Annotated in this window: 12 protein-coding genes and 1 tRNA gene; 6 read left to right on the forward strand and 7 right to left on the reverse strand. The window is 62.7% G+C overall.

Going from position 1 to position 18,682, the window contains the following annotated elements; genetic code table 11:
* Positions 1–59: 59 nt before the first annotated feature.
* Together HJO_RS15275 and parE are read right to left on the reverse strand one after the other, a co-directional pair.
* A complete protein-coding gene (locus HJO_RS15275; RefSeq protein ID WP_035618615.1) occupies positions 60–713 on the reverse strand; it encodes a peroxiredoxin in 654 nt (217 codons plus the stop codon).
* Positions 714–929: 216 nt separating this feature from the next.
* Positions 930–2,933 (reverse strand): DNA topoisomerase IV subunit B, encoded by a 2,004-nt coding sequence (parE, locus tag HJO_RS15280; protein WP_035618617.1) that lies wholly within the window; start codon positions 2,931–2,933, stop codon positions 930–932.
* A gap of 53 nt (positions 2,934–2,986) precedes the next feature.
* Between parE and HJO_RS15285 the strand changes: the two genes are divergently transcribed.
* The 5 genes from HJO_RS15285 (at position 2,987) to HJO_RS15305 (ending at position 10,048) form a co-directional block, all read left to right on the forward strand.
* Positions 2,987–4,288: an NADH:flavin oxidoreductase/NADH oxidase family protein gene (locus HJO_RS15285; RefSeq protein WP_035618620.1), complete on the forward strand. Its 1,302-nt coding sequence runs from the start codon at positions 2,987–2,989 to the stop codon at positions 4,286–4,288.
* Between the two features lie 165 nt (positions 4,289–4,453).
* Positions 4,454–6,871 carry an endopeptidase La gene (gene lon / locus HJO_RS15290; RefSeq protein WP_035618623.1) on the forward strand — a complete coding sequence of 806 codons (2,418 nt, stop codon included), beginning with the start codon at positions 4,454–4,456 and terminating at the stop codon, positions 6,869–6,871.
* Positions 6,872–6,959: 88 nt separating this feature from the next.
* Positions 6,960–7,035: transfer RNA gene (locus HJO_RS15295), tRNA-Val, on the forward strand.
* A gap of 112 nt (positions 7,036–7,147) precedes the next feature.
* Positions 7,148–8,452, forward strand: coding sequence for a 3-hydroxyacyl-CoA dehydrogenase (locus HJO_RS15300; RefSeq protein WP_035618750.1), 1,305 nt, complete (start codon positions 7,148–7,150; stop codon positions 8,450–8,452).
* A 111-nt stretch (positions 8,453–8,563) separates the two neighbouring features.
* The gene (locus HJO_RS15305; RefSeq protein WP_035618626.1) at positions 8,564–10,048 is read left to right on the forward strand and encodes a flavin-containing monooxygenase; all 1,485 of its coding nucleotides are present in this window, start codon (positions 8,564–8,566) and stop codon (positions 10,046–10,048) included.
* A 9-nt stretch (positions 10,049–10,057) separates the two neighbouring features.
* Here the strand turns inward: HJO_RS15305 and HJO_RS15310 are convergent, their stop codons facing one another.
* The 4 genes from HJO_RS15310 to HJO_RS15325 all read right to left on the reverse strand — a co-directional run bounded on the left by HJO_RS15310 (position 10,058) and on the right by HJO_RS15325 (position 17,075).
* Complete coding sequence (locus tag HJO_RS15310; protein WP_084142084.1) at positions 10,058–13,282, reverse strand: efflux RND transporter permease subunit; 3,225 nt, start codon at positions 13,280–13,282, stop codon at positions 10,058–10,060.
* Positions 13,279–14,355 (reverse strand): efflux RND transporter periplasmic adaptor subunit, encoded by a 1,077-nt coding sequence (locus HJO_RS15315; RefSeq protein WP_035618628.1) that lies wholly within the window; start codon positions 14,353–14,355, stop codon positions 13,279–13,281. Before HJO_RS15315 ends, HJO_RS15310 begins: the two co-directional genes overlap by 4 nt.
* Positions 14,356–14,528: 173 nt before the next feature.
* Positions 14,529–15,557: a zinc transporter ZntB gene (locus HJO_RS15320; protein WP_051618689.1), complete on the reverse strand. Its 1,029-nt coding sequence runs from the start codon at positions 15,555–15,557 to the stop codon at positions 14,529–14,531.
* Complete coding sequence (locus HJO_RS15325; protein WP_035618630.1) at positions 15,558–17,075, reverse strand: amidase family protein; 1,518 nt, start codon at positions 17,073–17,075, stop codon at positions 15,558–15,560.
* Positions 17,076–17,153: 78 nt separating this feature from the next.
* Between HJO_RS15325 and HJO_RS15330 the strand changes: the two genes are divergently transcribed.
* Positions 17,154–18,059, forward strand: a complete 906-nt coding sequence (locus HJO_RS15330; RefSeq protein WP_051618690.1) for an aminoglycoside phosphotransferase family protein — start codon at positions 17,154–17,156, stop codon at positions 18,057–18,059.
* Between the two features lie 7 nt (positions 18,060–18,066).
* Here the strand turns inward: HJO_RS15330 and HJO_RS15335 are convergent, their stop codons facing one another.
* Complete coding sequence (locus HJO_RS15335) at positions 18,067–18,654, reverse strand: superoxide dismutase family protein (protein WP_051618691.1); 588 nt, start codon at positions 18,652–18,654, stop codon at positions 18,067–18,069.
* Between the last annotated feature and the right edge of the window lie 28 nt (positions 18,655–18,682).

An 18,682-nucleotide genomic window follows, 5' to 3' on the forward strand; every position in this document is an offset into this window, starting at 1 on the left:
TCCGGACATGAAAAAGCCGGCGGATATCCGCCGGCCTTTGCATGTCTGGCTGGTCAGCCTCAGCTGGGCAGCTTGGCCTTGCGCAGGTAGGGCAGGACCGCATTGAACTTGCCGAACTTGGCCGCCGCGTCGGCGTCGTTGAGGCTCGGCGGAATGATCACGTCTTCGCCGACATTCCAGTTGGCCGGGGTGGCAACCGAATATTTTGCCGCCGTCTGCAATCCGTCGAGGGCCCGCACGACTTCAGCAAAGTTGCGGCCGACATTCATCGGGTAGGTCATCGACAGCTTCAGCTTCTTGTCCGGCCCGATGATGAAAACGACGCGCACGGTCTGGCTGTTCGCCGCCGTGGCATTGTCCGGCAGGTAGGCTTCAGCGGGCAGCATGTCGAGCGCCTTGGAAACTTCCAGGCCACGGTCAGCAATGATCGGGAATCCGGCCTTGGCCCCGGCGACCTTCTCGATGTCGCCCTTCCACTTCTTGTGCTCCTCAACGCCGTCGACGGAAATGCCGATCACCTTGGTGTTGCGCTTGGCCCATTCGTCGGCAAGTTGTGCGACAGCGCCGAATTCGGTGGTGCAGACAGGGGTGAAGTCCTTGGGGTGTGAAAACAGGATGGCCCAGTGGTCGCCAATGAAATCATGCAGCGCAAACGCGCCCTGGTCGGTCTCGACGGTGAGATTTGGAATGGTGTCGTTGAGGCGAAGTGCCATGGAATATTCCCTTCTTCAATTGATTGATCACCCGGTCGCTCCCTCTATTTAGGAACACCTCCGTCAAGTTGAAGTGCAGCAGACGGCGCGCGAGAGAGCAAATAGTCGCAGGCGCAAAGCATGCCATCCCGCACATCCTCCATGCAAGGGCGCGCGCGGTGAGCCATCATGTGGTGGCAGGTCTTTGGATCCGGCTTCCGCCGGGGACGCCGGCAATCAGATATCCAGGTCGTCCACGAAGGCGGCATTGTCCTGGATGAAGCGGAAGCGGAGTTCCGCCTTCTTGCCCATCAACGTGTTGATGAGGTCACCCGGCTTCAACTCCGTCAGTTCGTCGAGCGAATCCGGCAGCGTGATGCGGGCCAGCGTCCGGGTCGCCGGGTTCATCGTGGTCTCTTTCAGCTGCGCCGGGTTCATTTCGCCGAGGCCCTTGAAGCGCGTCATGTCGACCTTCTGGTTCGGTTTGAAATGCTTGGCCAGGACTTCCTGGCGCTGGGCCTCGTCCATGGCATACGCAATCGTGCCCTTGTTCGACAGGCGGAACAGCGGCGGCATTGCCATGAAGAGGCGCCCGCTCTCGATCAGGCCGGGCGTCAAGCGGTAGAAGAACGTGATCAGCAGTGCCGCGATATGCGCGCCGTCGACATCGGCATCGGTCATGATGATGATCCGCTCGTAGCGCAGTTCATCAAGATCGAACTTGCGGCCAAGCTGGGTGCCAAGCGCGAGGGCCAGGTCGTTGAGTTCCTGGTTGCCGGCCAGCTTGTCGGCAGAGGCGCTCTCCACGTTCAGGATCTTGCCGCGCAGGGGCAGGATGGCCTGGGTTTTCCGGTCGCGCGCCTGCTTGGCGCTGCCGCCGGCGGAATCGCCTTCGACGAGGAACAGCTCGGTGCCTTCAGGGCCCTTCGACGAGCAGTCGGCCAGCTTGCCTGGCAGGCGAAGCTTCTTGGTTGCCGACTTGCGGCTGATGTCTTTCTGCTTGCGGCGGTTGGCGCGCTCCTCGGCGCGGTCGATCGCCCAGGTCAGCAGCTTGTCGGATTCCTTGGGGCTGCCGGCCAGCCAGTGGTCAAACCGGTCGCGCACGGCGTTTTCCACAAGGCGGAAGGCTGCCGTGGTCGACAGCTTGTCCTTGGTCTGGCCAACGAATTCCGGATTGCCGATGAACACCGACAGAAGCAGGCCCGAATGGCCCATGATGTCTTCGGCGGTGATGTCGGCGCCCTTCTTCTGGCCGGTCAGGTCGGCGAAGTTGCGCAGGCCCTTGGTGATGGCCGACCGGAACCCGGCTTCGTGCGTGCCGCCTTCGGGCGTCGGGATCGTATTACAGTAGGAGCGTGCAAAGCCGTCCGCTTCGCCGAATCCGGCGCGGGTCCAGGCAATCGCCCATTCGACCTTGCCTTCTTTCCCGAGGTCCACGAGGCCCGTGAACGGCGTCTCGGTGATCGTGGCCTTGTCATCGAACACTTCGCCCAGCTGGTCGGCAAGGCCGTTCGGGTAGGACAGGACTGCCTCGGCTGGAACTTTCGAATCTTCCGGCAACAGCGCCGGATCGCAATTCCAGCGTACTTCGACACCGCGATAGAGGTAGGCTTTCGAGCGCGCCATCTGGAACAGGCGGGCAGGGCGGAAGCGCAACTTCTCGCCGAATATCTGGAAGTCGGGCTTGAATTTCACGCTCGTGCCGCGCCGGTTCGGTGCCGCGCCGACCTTTTCGAGCTTTCCCAGCGGCAATCCGCGGGCAAAGCGTTGGCGGTAGAGCACCTTGTCGCGAGCGACCTCGACCTCGACCAGTTCCGACAGCGCGTTGACGACGGAAATACCCACGCCGTGAAGGCCGCCAGCCGTCGCATAGGCCTTGTCGGTGAACTTGCCGCCGGAATGGAGCGTCGTCATGATCACTTCAAGCGCCGATTTCTTGGGGAATCTCGGGTGGGGATCGACCGGGATGCCCCGGCCATTGTCCGTCACGGTCAGGAAGCCGTCGGTATCCAGCTTGATCTCGATCCGCGTCGCATGGCCTGCAACGGCCTCGTCCATCGAATTGTCCAGTACCTCGGCGAACAGGTGGTGATAGGCGCGCTCATCTGTGCCACCGATATACATGCCCGGCCGTTTGCGAACGGGTTCGAGTCCTTCGAGGACTTCAATATCCTTTGCAGAATAGCCGGAAGAATCTGGTACCATGGTGTCGAACAGCTTTGCTTGATTGGCGGCGGCCATATTTGGTCTCCATTAGAGGGCGCGCGACTCAGTGTCGATATTTGGAGAACATAATGCCTGCCACGATTAACACCCCTTTAACCCTGCCGAGCGCGCTGACGTTCCCGAACCGGTTGGTGAAGGCCGCCATGACAGAGGGACTCGCCGATGCGCGCAACCGTGTCACTGAAGCGCATCTGACACTTTATCGCCGCTGGGCCGAAGGCGGGGCAGGTGGCCTGATCACCGGAAACGTCCAGATCGACCGCCATCACCTGGAGCGTGTCGGCAACGTCGTGATCGATGCCAGCACCGGCGACGACGAGCTGGATGGCCTGTCCCGCTGGGCCGAGGCAGCGAAGTCCAGAGGTGCCGCTTTCATCATGCAGGTCAGCCATGCCGGGCGCCAGACCCCCAAACTGGTCAACCCGCGCCCGGCAGCGCCCAGCCCGGTTGCACTCGGCCTGCCCGGGGGCCAGTTCGGCGAACCGCGCGCCATGACCCGTGACGAGATCCGCAATGTTGTGGAGGGGTTCGGGCGGGCGACGACGCTGGCCAAACGCGCCGGGTTTGACGGTGTCCAGGTCCATGCGGCCCACGGCTACCTGCTCAGTTCCTTTCTCTCGCCGCTCGCCAACCGCCGTGAGGACGACTGGGGTGGCCCGCTCGAAAACAGGGCCCGCCTGCTGGTGGACTGTGTCCGTGAAGCCAAGGTGCAGGGCGGGCCGGGTTTTTCGATATCGGTGAAGCTGAACTCCGCCGATTTCCAGAAAGGCGGATTCAGTCATGAAGACTGTCTCGCCGTGATCGACATCCTCAATGGATTAGGCGTTGATTTCGTGGAGATTTCCGGCGGCAACTATGAACAGCCCAGGATGATGGACATGGAAGGGCTCGAACCGTCATTCGAGGCCCCCGGGCGCGCTTCAACCCGTGAACGGGAGGCTTACTTCCTCTCCTATGCAAAATCGGTCCAGGCCCGCGCCAGCATGCCCCTGATGGTCACAGGTGGATTTCGGACGCTCAAGGGCATGAACGCTGCGCTCGACGCCGGCGAAGCGGACCTTATCGGCATGGGTCGTCCACTTTGCGTCGATACGGCCACCCCGGCCAGGCTGCTGGCGGGTGAAATCGAGACCGCCGATCGCTGGGAAGCGCAGCTGCGCATAGGGCCGGGACTGTTCGGCCCGAACTCTCCGATCAAGCTGATAAAGGCGCTTAACGGTTTTGGAGCGCAAGGCTGGTATTATGAACAGCTACGCATGCTGGCGGCTGGAAAGGCGCCGAACCCCAAACTAGGCGTCCTGAAGGCGTTTATCACCCATCAGAAGCGGGAAACGGACACTGCCAAGGCATGGCGCGCCGCGATGCCCTGATTTCAGGCGGATTTCCAATTCCCCAGAATCTTGCGCATTCTTCGGGTTGAAGCACTCGGCCTGACGATCCACATCTTAGGCAATCGCCCGACTCTCGTCATGATTGACGTGCAGGGTAAAAAGGGTCGCCGCCGTGCGGGGCCCGTATTCCAAGGAGGCATTAAAATGCCAAGAACCAAGAACCTTCCGGTGTTGCCGCTGCGGGACATCGTTGTGTTTCCGGACATGGTTGCTCCGCTCTTCGTGGGCCGCGACAAGTCCGTCCGTGCTCTTGAGATGATCGACGAGGGCGACAATGAAATCATGCTGGTGGCCCAGCGAGACGCTGCGATCGACGATCCAGGCGCTGACGACGTGCACGAGATCGGCACCGTTGCCACCATTCTCCAGCTTCTGAAGCTGCCCGACGGTACGGTGAAAGTGCTTGTCGAGGGCCAGACCCGTGCCCGCCTCAAGACTCTCCATGACCGCGGCGACTATTTCGAAGCCGATATCGAAACCATCCCCGAAGCCGAACATGACGGCGGCGATGTGCAGGCGCTCATGCGTGCCGTGCAGGAGCAGTTCGAGAATTATGTGAAGCTGAACCGCAAGATTCCGCCGGAATCCGTGTCCACGATCGGCCAGCTGGCCGAGCCGGGCAAACTGGCTGATGCGGTCGCTTCGCAGCTTTCGGTGAAGATTTCCGACAAGCAGGAACTGCTCGAACTTTCCGACATCAAGGACCGCCTCGAAAAGGTGTTTGCCCTGATGGAAGGCGAAATGGGCATGCTGCAGATGGAGCGGAAGATCAAGAACCGCGTCAAACGGCAGATGGAGAAGACCCAGCGCGAGTATTATCTCAACGAACAGATGAAGGCGATCCAGCGCGAGCTGGGCGAACAGGGCGGCGACGGCGGCGAACGCGACGAAGTGGCCGAACTGGAACAGAAAATCGCCGACACGCCGTTCAGCGAGGAAGCCCGCACAAAGGCCGAAGCCGAAGTCAAGAAACTGCGCCAGATGTCGCCGATGTCGGCGGAATCCACGGTTGTGCGCAATTACCTCGATTGGCTCCTCGCGCTGCCCTGGGGCAAGCGCAAGGACATCCAGACGGACCTTGCGAAAGCCGAGAAGCAGCTCGATGACGACCATTACGGCCTCGAAAAGGTCAAGGAACGGATCCTTGAATACCTTGCCGTGCAGAAACGCACCGGCAAGCTGAAAGGCCCGATCCTCTGCCTCGTCGGCCCTCCGGGCGTCGGCAAGACCTCACTCGGCAAGTCCATCGCCGAAGCCACGGGACGCGACTTCGTTCGCGTGTCGCTGGGCGGCGTGCGCGACGAATCCGAGATCCGCGGTCACCGGCGCACCTATATCGGCTCGATGCCGGGCCGGATCGTGCAGTCGCTGAAGAAGGCCAAGACGGGCAACCCGCTCTTCCTTCTGGACGAGATCGACAAGATGGGCATGGACCATCGCGGCGATCCTGCCTCGGCCCTGCTCGAAGTGCTCGATCCGGAACAGAACTCGACCTTCAATGACCACTATCTTGAAGTCGACTATGACCTCTCGGACGTGATGTTCGTCACCACGGCGAACTCGCTCAACATGCCCCAGCCCTTGCTGGACCGCATGGAGATCATCCGGATCGCCGGTTATACCGAGGACGAAAAGGTCGAGATCACCAAGCGCCACCTGATCCCTCAGGTGCGTGAGGATCATGGCCTGAAAGCCGACGAATGGATCGTCACTGACGAAGCCGTTCGCGACCTTGCGCGGTACTACACCCGCGAGGCCGGCGTCCGGTCGCTCAAGCGCGAGATTGCGCGGCTCGCCCGCAAGGTCGTGCGCAAGCTGGCCACGGATGAAACGCTGACCACGGTGACCATCACCAGCGAGAACCTGCCTGACTATGCCGGCGTGCGTAAATTCCGTTATGGCCTTGCCGACAAGACGGACCAGGTTGGTGCTGTCACAGGCCTCGCCTGGACGGAATCCGGCGGCGACCTCCTCACCATCGAGGCGGTCAAGATGCCGGGTCGTGGCAACATGAAGGTCACGGGCAACCTGCGCGACGTGATGAAGGAATCGATCCAGGCGGCCAGTTCGCTGGTCCGGTCGCGGTCTGTCATGCTCGGCATCAAACCGACCGTGTTCAGCACCAACGACATCCACGTTCACGTGCCCGATGGTGCAACGCCCAAGGACGGGCCGAGCGCTGGTGCCGCGATGACCACGGCCATCGTCTCGCTGCTGACCGGTATTCCGGTCAATCGTGACGTGGCGATGACCGGTGAAATCTCGCTGCGCGGACATGTCCTGCCGATTGGTGGCCTGAAGGAAAAACTCCTGGCGGCCCTGCGCGGCGGCATCAAGACCGTGCTGATCCCGGAAGAGAACGAGAAAGATCTCGAGGAAATTCCGGAAAACGTGAAGCAGAACCTCCGGATCGTCCCGGTGTCGGACATCAATGAGGTACTGGAGCTGGCACTCAGCCTGCCCCTGAGCCCGATTGTCTGGTCGGAAGCAGACGAGGCCGCCCTCCAGGCCAGCCTGTCCGGCCAGCCAACATCTGCTTCGGACACTGTGCGCACGCACTAACCTGTCCCGCATGAACTGCAGACGGCCACCCTATTGCAGGGCGGCCGTCTTGCTTTTTGAATCCAGTCCCGGCATCTAGCGCCTTCAAGGGCGGTTAGCTCAGTTGGTAGAGCATCTCGTTTACACCGAGAGGGTCAGCGGTTCGAGCCCGTTACCGCCCACCATTCCCGGCGCATGGCGGCGCCTGTGTCGCGGGCATCTGGCCTGCCTTCCTTTGACAAGAGCGGCATGCGCGGTGTTGATTGCGCGCCAGCACATGACAATGAGGAATCCGCCATGACACACGCCCGTTCCATGACCCCCGAAGAGGTCTCCGCCTATATCGCGGACGCCGGCCGCAAAGCGTGGGACGTGCCGGACGTTCCGGCAAGCACACCGCGCCGCGAGATCAGGACCGTCGGCATCATCGGCGCCGGCACCATGGGCGGTGGCATCTCGATGAATTTCACGACCGCCGGTTTCGATGTCCGCATCCTCGAAATGAAGCAGGACGCCCTCGACCGCGGTATCGGTGTGGTCAGGGCCAACTACCAGCGCAGCGCCGACAAGGGCCGCTTCCCGCAGGACGAGGTTGATACGCGCATGGCCCGCCTGCACGGCACGCTCGACATGAACACACTCGCCGATTGCGACCTTGTCATCGAAGCAGTGTTCGAGGACATGGACGTGAAGAAGAAGATATTCACCGATCTCGACCGCATCATTAAGCCGGGCGCGATCCTCGCGACCAACACATCCGCCCTGAACATCGACGAGATTGCCAGCGTCACGTCCCGCCCGGGCGACGTGATCGGCCTGCATTTCTTTTCGCCGGCCAATGTCATGAAGCTGCTGGAGATCGTGCGCGCCGACAAGACCGCCGATGACGTCATCGCAACCTGCATGGACCTCGCGCGCAACATCAACAAGATCGCGGTCCTCGTCGGTGTCTGCCCGGGCTTTGTCGGCAACCGGATCCTGTTTGCGCGCCAGGCCCAGGCGCAGAAACTTGTCTATGCCGGCGCCATGCCGTGGGACGTCGACGCGGCGCTCAACACCTTCGGGTTCCGCATGGGCCCTTACCAGATGTCGGACCTGGCCGGCCTCGACATCGGCTGGAAGAAAGGTGCGACCACAGCCAACCCCATCCGCGACGCCCTCTGCGAACTCGACCGGCGTGGCCAGAAGACCGGTGCCGGCTATTACGACTATGATGCGGACCGCAAGCCGATCCCGTCCGATGTCACTGCCGGCATCATCCGGAAGATCACCGGCATTACGGACGGCAACGCCCCGTCGCAGGACGAGATCATCGCCACCTGCATCCATCCGATGATCAACGAGGGCCTCAAGATTCTCGAGGAGAAGATGGCCCAGCGCGCTTCCGATATCGATGTTGTCTGGCTCAATGGCTACGGCTGGCCCGCCGACAAGGGCGGTCCGATGCTGTACGGCGACATGGTCGGCGCGGACAAGGTGCTGGCCACGATGGAGCGGCTCGGCGCAGAGGATGACCGGTTCAAGCCGGCGCGCACGCTGCAGCGGCTGGCCCGTGACGGCGGCAGGTTCACCGACGTGCAGCCAGGTGAAGCCGTCGCCTGATCGGCCGGGCGGGTCTGGGGCCCGCCTCTGCCGCTGCGACAGCTGTTGACGGGCTTCGTCTCCGTGCCAGTATCTTCCCAACGAGAAGAATGATCTGGGGAGAATACGCGCATGGTTGCGAAGCCATCAAAATCCGACACGCGCATTGCGATACTCGGCGCCGGCATGAGCGGCCTCGGCATGGCGGCCCGGCTCAAGGCGGCCGGATACACCACGTTTGATATTTTCGAGAAGTCGGACGGCGTCGGCGGCACCTGGCGCGACAATACCTATCCGGGCTGCGGTTGCGATGTGCCGAGCCACCTCTATTCCTATTCCTTCGACCTCAATCCCGACTGGGACTACAAATGGTCGCTCCAGCCGCAGATCCTGAAATATTTCGAGGATTTTGCCGACAAGAACGACCTGCGCCCGCATTGCCGCTTCAATACCGAGATCACCGATTGCACCTATGACGAGGCAAGCGCCACATGGACACTGACCGAGCGGTCCGGCGCGAGCCATACGGCCGATGTCGTCGTCTCGGGCCTCGGCCAGCTCAATGTTCCGTCGATCCCGGACTTCAAGGGCAAGGACAGTTTCGCGGGCGCGACCTTCCACTCGGCCCGGTGGGACCATTCGGTCGATCTCGACGGCAAGACGGTCTGCGTCATCGGTAACGGGCCCAGCGCCGTCCAGTTCGTTCCGGAAATCCAGAAGCGTGTCGGCAAGCTGATCAACTTCCAGCGCTCGCCGGCCTGGTGTCGCCCGCGCGGACAGCGCGAATACACCGCCAGCGACAAGAAGGCATTCCGCTCCCAGCCCTGGCGCATCAACTGGTATCGCTGGCGCATCCGGGCCTATGCCGATTTCGGATTCGGCGCCTTCATGCAGAAATCGCCGATGGGCATGTCGAGATCGCTGAAGAAAATGTGCGCCGATCACCTCGAGGACCAGGTCAAGGACGAAGGCCTGCGAGCCCTGCTGACACCGGACTTCGAACCGGGCTGCAAGCGGATTCTCATCTCGGACGACTATTACCCCGCGCTCTGCCAGCCGAATGTCGAGGTCATCCGGCAGGGCGTCCGCGAGATCACGCCGGAAGGCGTCGTCGGTGAGGATGGCGTGCTGCGCAAGTGTGATGTCATCATCTTCGCCACCGGCTTCCAGTCGACGGAATTCCTGACACCGATGACGGTTCATGGCCGGGGGTCTGTCAGTCTCGACGCAGCATGGCAGGATGGCGCGGAAGCGTTCAAGGGCGTCGCCGTTGCCGGTTTTCCCAACCTGTTCCTGCTCTACGGCCCGAACACCAATCTCGGGCACAATTCGATCATCCTGATGGTGGAGCGCCAGATCGATTACATCATCCAGTGTATCGACAAGATTTCCGAACCCGGGATCGCAAGCGTCGATGTCACGCCATCATCCATGCGTGCCTATAATGACGCCCTGCAGGCGGACCTGTCGAAGACGGTCTGGGCGGGAGACTGCGCCAGCTGGTACAAGACCGAGAGCGGCAAGGTCACCAATAACTGGTCGGGCAAGACGACAGCCTATGCAGCCGAAATGAAAGCGCCTGACTGGGCCGACTTCCAGATCGTGCGGGCGAACTGATCGCGCAGCCTATTCAGCTGCCGGAAGCACACGGTGGTCGTCGTCGTCCTTTTTGCCGCCGGCCTGGGCCTGCGCGGCAGCGGCGGGCCGTTGGCCGAACATGCCGCTCCGCATCCGGCGCATCCACCGACCAACGCGGTAGGGCACCAGCAGCCAGACGGGCGTGACCAGCAGGATCATCGCGGTCGAGAAGGCCAGGCCGAACACGACCGCCGTTGCCAGCTGGACCCACCATTCCGACGACGCGCTGCCGAAATTGATTGCGCCATGGGCGAAGTCCACATTGAGCTGGAACACCATCGGCAGCAGGCCGCAGATCGTTGTGCCTGTGGTCAGTAGGATGGGGCGGATACGCTGGGCGGCTGTGGCGATTGCCGCATATTCCGGCGTGCGTCCGTCGCTGCGCAGGCGATTATAGGTATCGATGAGAACGATATTGTTGTTCACTACAATCCCGGCGAGGGCGACGACACCTGTCCCAATCATCAGTATGGAAACATAAGGCAGCATCAGTTGGATGCCGACCAGGACACCAGCGGTCGAAATGATCACGGCGGTGAGTGTCAGGATGACCTGCCAGAAATTATTGAACTCCCACAGCAGGATGACGGCCATCATGAACAGGGCCGACAAGGCGGCGCCTGCGAAGAATGCGCTGGCTTCGGCGGCATCTTCATCTGCGCCCTCGAACCGGACTTCCACGGTGTCGGGAATATCCTGCTGCGCGAGCCAGTCCTTCAGGTCCGCAACGATGGCGGCGCCTGCGCCTTGCTCGATCGCATTGGCGCGTACATCGATCACGCGCCTGCCGTCGCGGCGTTCAATCTGGCTGACCCGCGGTGCGGGAATGCGTGTCACGAACAGGGACAGCGGCACATTGCCGACAGGGGTTGCGACGCGAAGCTGGTCGATCGCGGTTGCACTCCGGTCGCTCTGCGGGAACCGCACGCGGATATCGACTTCATCGGGCGCATCATCTGGGCGGTAGCGACCGACAAGGATGCCATTGGTGATCAGCTGGACAGCCGCGCCGACCTGCGAGATGTCCACGCCGAACTTGCCGGCTTCCGACCGATCCACTTCCAGCTGGTATTCGATGCCGGGAAGGGGGCGCGTATCGTCAATCTCGTGCAGTGAACTCAAGCTTTCGAGCTTGGTGCGCAAAAGCGCTGCGGTCGCATTCAGGGCGGCGCCGTCTTCCGACAGCAGCGCGATCTGGACGTCCTTGCCAGCCGGCGGTCCCTGTTCGCGGGCCTGTATCTGGTATCTGAGACCGGGAACGGCGTCGAGCAGTTCGCGGACATGAACAAGGGTCTCGCGCCCGTCATGCACGCCGTCATCTGTCGCGAGATCGAGGAGAATCTGGCCAATCGTATCAACGGGCGGGGACGCGCTGCCAAAGCTGATCCCGCCTTCATTCGAATTGCCTGACCGGGTCGAAATGTCTTCGATACCGTCGACATGGTTGATGGCGGCTTCGGCGCGCCGGACAAGTGTTGCTTCTTCCGCAGCCGACAGACTGCCCTGGGCCTGGACGAACACGTAGGCTTGCTCAGGCTCGATATCGAGGAAGAGTTCGGATTTGTGTGGCGTCGAACCGAACCACACGAATATGAGGATCACCGAGCCGAGTGCACCGGCCGTCACCATCAGGGGACGGGCGATCAGGCCCTTGATGAGTTTGACATACGCCCCCAGCCAGCCCTTGGCCTGTCCCGGATCGGCGTCGGCGGCGAGGGCTGCGAGGTCTTCGTTCGTGCCACTCGGGCGCGCACCGATCACAGAGCCCAGCACGGGCAGGAAGATCAGCGCCATCACGAGCGATGCCGACAACACGAAGATCAGCGTGATGGGCAGGTAGGCCATGAACTTGCCGGGCATGGAATTCCAGAACAGGAACGGCACGAACGCCGCGAGCGTGGTCGCATTTGATGCCACCACCGGCCAGAACATGCGCTTGCCGGCCAGGGCATAGGCCTCCTTGCGGTTCAGTCCTTCCGCCATCTTCCGGTCGGCATATTCCGTCACGACAATCGCGCCATCGACGAGGATGCCGACAGCGATCACCATGCCGAACATGACCATCATGTTGATGGTGTAGCCAAAGGCACCAAGGATCAGGAAGGCCATCACGAACGAGGACGGCACTGAAATGCCGACCAGCAGGGCAGAGCGCCAACCCAGCGCGGCAACACAGATGATCATCACCAGCAACACGGCCGTGACAATCGAGCTCTGCAACTGGCCAAGCTGTTCACCAATCAGTTCGGATGCGTCGGACGTGATCTGCGCCTTGACGGTCGACGGCCAGCTTTTTTCGGATTCGTCGATGGTCGCCCGCACGAAATTGGCCGTATCGAGAATATTGGCCCCTGTGCGCTTGACCACTTCGATCAGCAGCGCTGGCTGGCCGTTGAAGGTCGCATACCCGGTCGCGTCCTTGTATGTGCGGCGGACTTCGGCCACGTCCGACAGCGTCACGACCGAGTTTTCCGTGCGCCGGATCGGCAGGCTCAACGCATCGTTTGCCGTCCGGATCAGGCCCGACACCTTGACCGCAAAACTGCCTTCGCCCGTATCGATCTGGCCGGCCGGCACGAGCTGGTTGTTTGCCGAAACGACCTGGAAGATTTCCTGGTAGGAGATGTTGTAGGTTTCCAGCTTTACCGGATCGATGATGATCTCCAGCACGTCTTCGCGCCGGCCAACGATGCGGGCCTCGAGAATGCCTGCGTCTCGCTCCAGGCGATCCTGGAGGGCCTCGGCGATGGCGTTCAGGCCGCGCTCCGGCGCATCGCCATACAGGTTCACCACCATCACCGGGAACTGGGCGGCGTTGACTTCAGTAATGATCGGCTCGCGCGCATCGGCCGGAAAATAACGCTTGGCCATGTCCACCTTGTCTTTCACGTCAAGGATGGCCTGGTCGATATCGGACGTCAGCTCGAATTCAAGGACAAGCTGGCCTGCACCCTCGGCGCCATAGCCGCTGAAGGTTTTCAGGCCCTCCAGGGACTGGATTTCCTGTTCGATCGGCTTGACCAGGAGGCGTTCGGCATCTTCCGGCGTCACGCCTGCCAGCGGTACGGTGATGCCGACAAAGGGAATCTGGATGTCGGGGTCAGCTTCCTTGGGCAGACCGATATAGGTGGCTGTGCCGGCAATGATCGCGCACACGAGAATGGCGAGCACCATGCGGGCCCGGCCAATGGCGCCATCGATCAAACTGTTCATTGTACGGCCCCACCAGCCGGAACGGGTTTCACTTTCACCCCTTCGCTGAGATAGTCCTGTCCCATCGAGATTACGCGCGCGGTCTCCGGCAGGCCGGTTACCCAGGCACCGCCGACACCCTCGTCGATCACCTTCACGGGCGCGAACTGGACCGTGTCATCCGCATCAAGATAGCGCAGGCCTAGCTCTCCCGCGTCCGACAGGGTCAGCAGCGCCGGTGAGATCAATGTCGCCGGAACGGTGTCCACCGGCAGGATCAGGGAAGCAGAAACGCCTGCGGGAACCACGGCCTCACCCGTGTCGAGTTCAGCTTCGATCAGGAACGTGCGGGTCTGCCCGTTTGCGGTACGTGAAATATAGCGGATTTTCGCCGGAAAGGTCTCGCCGCTGGCCAGGCGTGCGGTTGCCGCCATCCCGGTCTTCAGGCGGCCGGCATATGCCTCGGACACTTCGGCTGCCAGGATCACCGGCGTCATGTCGACCAGCACGCCGCAGGCGGAGCCGGGCGCCAGGAAGTCGCCTGCTTCAGCCAGCCGGGTTTCGAACACGCCGTCGAACGGCGCACGGATCTGCGTCTTGGAGAGTTCCACCTTCGCCGCGTTTACCGCCGCGTTCGTCGCGTCCAGTGTGGCCTTGGCAGCCGCTTCGCGATTGGCCGGTGTCAGGCCTTTCGCGGCGAGCTGGCGTGCAGCGTCATAGTCGACCTGAGCAGAGTCGCGCTGGGCGACGGCTTCGCTCACCCGTGCATTGCGGGCCTCGACATCAAGACCGCAGAGAAGGGTGCCCTTGCGAACGAAACTCCCTTCTTTCGCAGGCGTCGCGATGACGGTGCCGGTTGTGCCCGATTTGACCGTCACGGTCCTGTCAGGCGCCGTCCGGCCTTTCGCTTCGAGCAGGACTTCGTGCATCGAACTTGTCACATTTTCGATAATGGCGTCCGGAAGCGCGTTGGTTGTCTCAGTCACCTGAACCTCGCTCTGGGAACTGATGCTTCCGCGCAGCAGGCTGCGAATGCCGAAATAGGCAAGGATAACAAGTAGCAAGCTGAGTGCGATGTAGACTGAACGGTTCACGAGAGAAGACTTTCCGGGAGAAGATTGTAGTCATTATAGATCACATCGTCGCCGGTTTAAGCGCCGCGGGTTTCTTTACCTAACGGGTTGGCATTGAATTATGGCAAACATGCTGCGTCGTTTTCGCGCCGCACGGTAAGTTATGGTTAATCCCTGGCGCTCGGCGGGTGGGATTACATCCAGCGGCGCCAGCGGAAAATGGCGAGCATCAGCCCGGTGGTGCCCAGCAGAACAAGACTGAGGATGGCAAATGCCATCGGCGAGTTGATACCTGGCATGCCGCCCAGGTTGACGCCGAACAGGCCCGTCACGAAACTGATCGGCAGGAACACGGCCGAGAGGAGCGACAACACGAACAGGCGCTGGTTCGTCAGGTCCGTGCGCTCTTCCATGATCTGCTCCTGCAGGACGACCGAGCGTTCACGGATCGCGTCCAGGTCTTCAGCCAGCCGGGTAACGCGGTCGACCGATTCCCTGAGTTGCAGCGCAATCGATTCCGGGAACAATCCATCCGCACTGCCTTCACGCAGTAACTGGGACAGCGCCTCGCGTTGCGGAACCAGGTAGCGGCGCAGGCCCAGCACCGTACGCCGGAATTCAGCGAGTTCGGCGCGCGGCATGCGAACGTCCGGGTCAAGGACCTGATCTTCGAACGTGTCGGCGCGGGAGTCGAGATTGGCGACCTCCGGCTCCATGCGATTGGTCAGCGCGCTGGCGAGCGCCGCCACAAGGCCGCCATTCGAATTCGGTGCGTCGCCGGCCAGTATCCATGCCTCGACGTCCCGTGTCGCCTGGACAGGCCGCGCACGCACCGTGATGAGAACCGTGTCGCTCGCCCACATCCGCAGCGCCACCATGTCTTCCGGGTCGGCGCCTTCGTTCTGGTTCACCGCACGCAGGTTGATCAGGAAGCCGCGGCCATGGTGCTGCGACCGTGGCCGCGTTTCTTCCTGGACCAGCGCATGTGCGACGACCCGGTCCAGGCCGCTCTTCCGGAAGATCCAGCCGTGTGCCTGTTTTGACAGGCGATTGAGATGGACCCAGTAACGCGGATATTCCGCCGCCTTGCCCGAGATCAGGTCTTCCCAGGTGAGACGTGTCGGCGCCCCGTCCGCCGCGAACCCGTAGCCGAAAATGAAGGGATCGACCCCGAGAAGGTCATCTTCAGCGGTCGGGTTCACGAGGGCCGGTTCGATGATCATCTAGCTGGCGACCACGCCCGGCAGCCTGTCGGCCCAGGGGCGCGCAGCTTCCAGTTCCAGCGCGAGTTCGAACAGGAGCCCATCGTCGCCCCGTTTGCCCGAGAACATCGACCCGATCGGCAGGCCCGATGGCGACCAGGACAGCGGCACGCTCATCGACGCCGCACCTGACACGTTCATCGGTGCCGTGAAGGCGGCGAACGTGACGACACGGTCATACAGCGTGTCAAAGTCCACTGTCGGGGCCTGTTCGCCCAGCTTCACGGCCGGGCTGCCTGTCACTGGCGTCAGCAGCACGTCAATGCCCTGGTCGGTGAAGCCGGAATCGTAGGCGGCCTCGAACGCCTTTAGCCAGGCGACAGTTGCGTCCATCTCGCCCCTGCGGGTCATGAACATGTTGGTCAGGCCAAGCGTCCAGGGCTCGACAATGTCAGGACCGATCGGCTTGCCGGAAAAGTCACTCGCCTGTTGGGCGAATTCGGCTGCGCCGGCAGCCCAGTAGAGCAGGAACTTGTCGAGGAATTCCAGCCCGGAGAAGGACGGCGTGTAGGCGACGATTTCATGCCCCAGCCCGGTGCAGAGTTTCGCAACATCTTCGAGCGCGGCCTTCGTTTCTGCCGCCACCGGCGTGCCGGCAAAGGCATCGGTCGAAAAGCCGATCTTCAGCCGTCGCTTCAGCGGCGAGAGGTCTGCGGCGAGGGGCTGGTACGTGCCGTCATTCGTCTGCGTATCGCGGAAAAGGTTCGCCGAGTCGCGCACCGAAATCGTCACGGCGTGCTGTACCGAGATGTCCACGGGCGGAGCCTCGGCGGCGCCGTGGGCGGGCAGCTGGCCGCGCGAAGGCTTCAGGCCGAACACGCCGCAGGTGCTGGCCGGGATCCGGATCGAGCCACCGCCATCGCTGGCATGGGCGAACGGGACAACGCGAGCCGCCACCAGTGCGGCCGATCCACCGGACGAGCCACCGACAATGCGGGTTGTGTCCCATGGATTGCGCGTGTCGCCGGTCACCAGCGGCTCGGTCGAGGCCATCAGGCCCATCTCGGGCGAAGTGGTCTTGCCCAGCACCACCACGCCTTCGGCGCGCCATTTCGCCGGCAGCGGGTCATCCTTGCCGGGCATGTACCCCTTGAAGGCACGGCTGCCATAATAGGTCGGCGCACCGTTCCAGTTGTGCAGGTCCTTGATGAAGGTCGGCACACCCTGGAACGGGCCAGCCGGCGTTTGGCCGGCGTCGGCGCGGGCAATGTCGTAGATGTCGGAGGCGATGGCGTTGAGCTGGCCGTTTACGGCCTGCGCCCGGGCGATCGCTGCGTTGACCTGCTCCAGCGCCGTGGTTTCCCCGGAGGCTATCGCGGCGGCCATGGCCGTGCCGTCCATGCGCGTCGTTGCGGCAGGTGCCGGAGCGGTGTCCGTTTCCGGCGTGGCTGCCGATACGCTGGGCTTCTGTCCGCAGGCGGCCAGTGCTGCAAGGGCGCTGCCGCCCAGGAGTGTCCCGCGCCGTGTTAGTTTGACCATGATGTATGTTCTCCCGACTCTTTTTCTTATGTGCGCTACCGTGTATCGGTCCGGCGGCCAGTGCAAGAGGACGCGCCAATGAGTGCCGACGCCCAATCCAGCCCCGCCGCAGACGTGGATATCACCCCGGCGCTGGTTCATGCGCTGATCGCGGCCCAGCACCCGGACCTTGCAGACCGTCCGGTCCGCCTGCTCGATGCCGGATGGGACAATGTCATGTACCGGCTGGGAGACGACCTGCTGGTGCGCCTGCCGCGGCGGGCCGTGGCCGATGCGCCATTGCGCAAGGAACAGGTCTGGCTGCCGCACCTCGCCCCCCACCTGCCGCTTCCCGTTCCGGTGCCGCTCCGCATCGGCGTGGCGGCCCTGGGCTATCCCTTCACGTGGAGCATCATCCCGTGGATTCCGGGCGAGACGGCTGACATCACCCCGCCTGATCCGTCCGAGGCGCCCGTGCTGGCGGCTTTCCTGAAAGCGGTGCATCAGCCGGCACCGGCCGATGCACCATCGAATTCGGTCCGTGATTGCCCCCTCAGCGGCAAGCAGGAAGACACCGAACGCCGCATGGCGATCCTGCGCCAGCAAACCGGCGCCATCACGCCGGGGGTCGAGCGCCTGTGGCAGGTGGCCCTCGCCACGCCCATCGACCTGCCGCGCACCTGGATCGCGGGAGACGTCCACGCCCGCAACGTTCTCGTCCATGACCGGAAGCTCGCTGGCTTCATCGATTGGGGCGACATGTGTGTCGCAGATGCAGCAACCGACCTGTCGTCCATCTGGGGACTGTTCGATGATCCCTCCGCGCGGGATGCTGCGATCGCAGCCTATGGCATGACGCCCGCCACGCAGGCCCGCGCGATGGGCTGGTCCGTCTTCTATGGTGTGATCCTGCTCGAGACCGGCCGCCACGACACGCCGCGCCATGCTGCCATGGGCGAGGCGATCCTGCGCCGGCTCACCCATGATTCTGCGCGGTTCGCCTGACGCGGTTCTACCTGATCACGCCACAGGCAACGCGGGCACCGGCGCCGCCGATTGGTTGGCTCAGTGCGTCGTCCTCACCCGTGTGGATCAGGATTGCCGATCCGTCCGCGTCAGTCAGGTCCGACATCTGGGTCAAATTCGTGAAGGCCTCATAGCCACCGGACCCATCGGCCGCGATCCAGATATTGGGAATGTCGCCGCCCTCGGGCCCTTTCGGGTTGAGCAGGCCGTGGCCCCCGTCGATCTTGCCGACATGGCCGCCAGAGGCCTTGAACGTGCCGACATCCGAGCAGTCACCCACCGTGTGCAGGTGCAGCCCGTGCCATCCCGGCGTTAGGCCGCCCGGCGCGATTTCGACGCGGATCAGGATACCGTTCGGCCCGCCAATCAGGTTGGCCGTGCCGATATCGCTTCCGTCGACGCCCACAATTGCTGCGGTTGACCGCATCATGGATGGAATCACGCCGTCCGCAGGGCCCGGCAGGTCCGCAGGCGCGGGCGGCGGTGTTTCAGGCATCTCCTGGGGCTGGGCTGCCTCCTGGCTGCAGGCAGCCAGGGCAAGGGCGAAGGCGGCGAGGGAAAGGCGCTCGAGCATGGTGGGTCTCCTGTCGATCTTGTTCCTG

Origin of the sequence: Hyphomonas johnsonii MHS-2 (assembly GCF_000685275.1) — a bacterium.
GTDB lineage: Bacteria > Pseudomonadota > Alphaproteobacteria > Caulobacterales > Hyphomonadaceae > Hyphomonas > Hyphomonas johnsonii.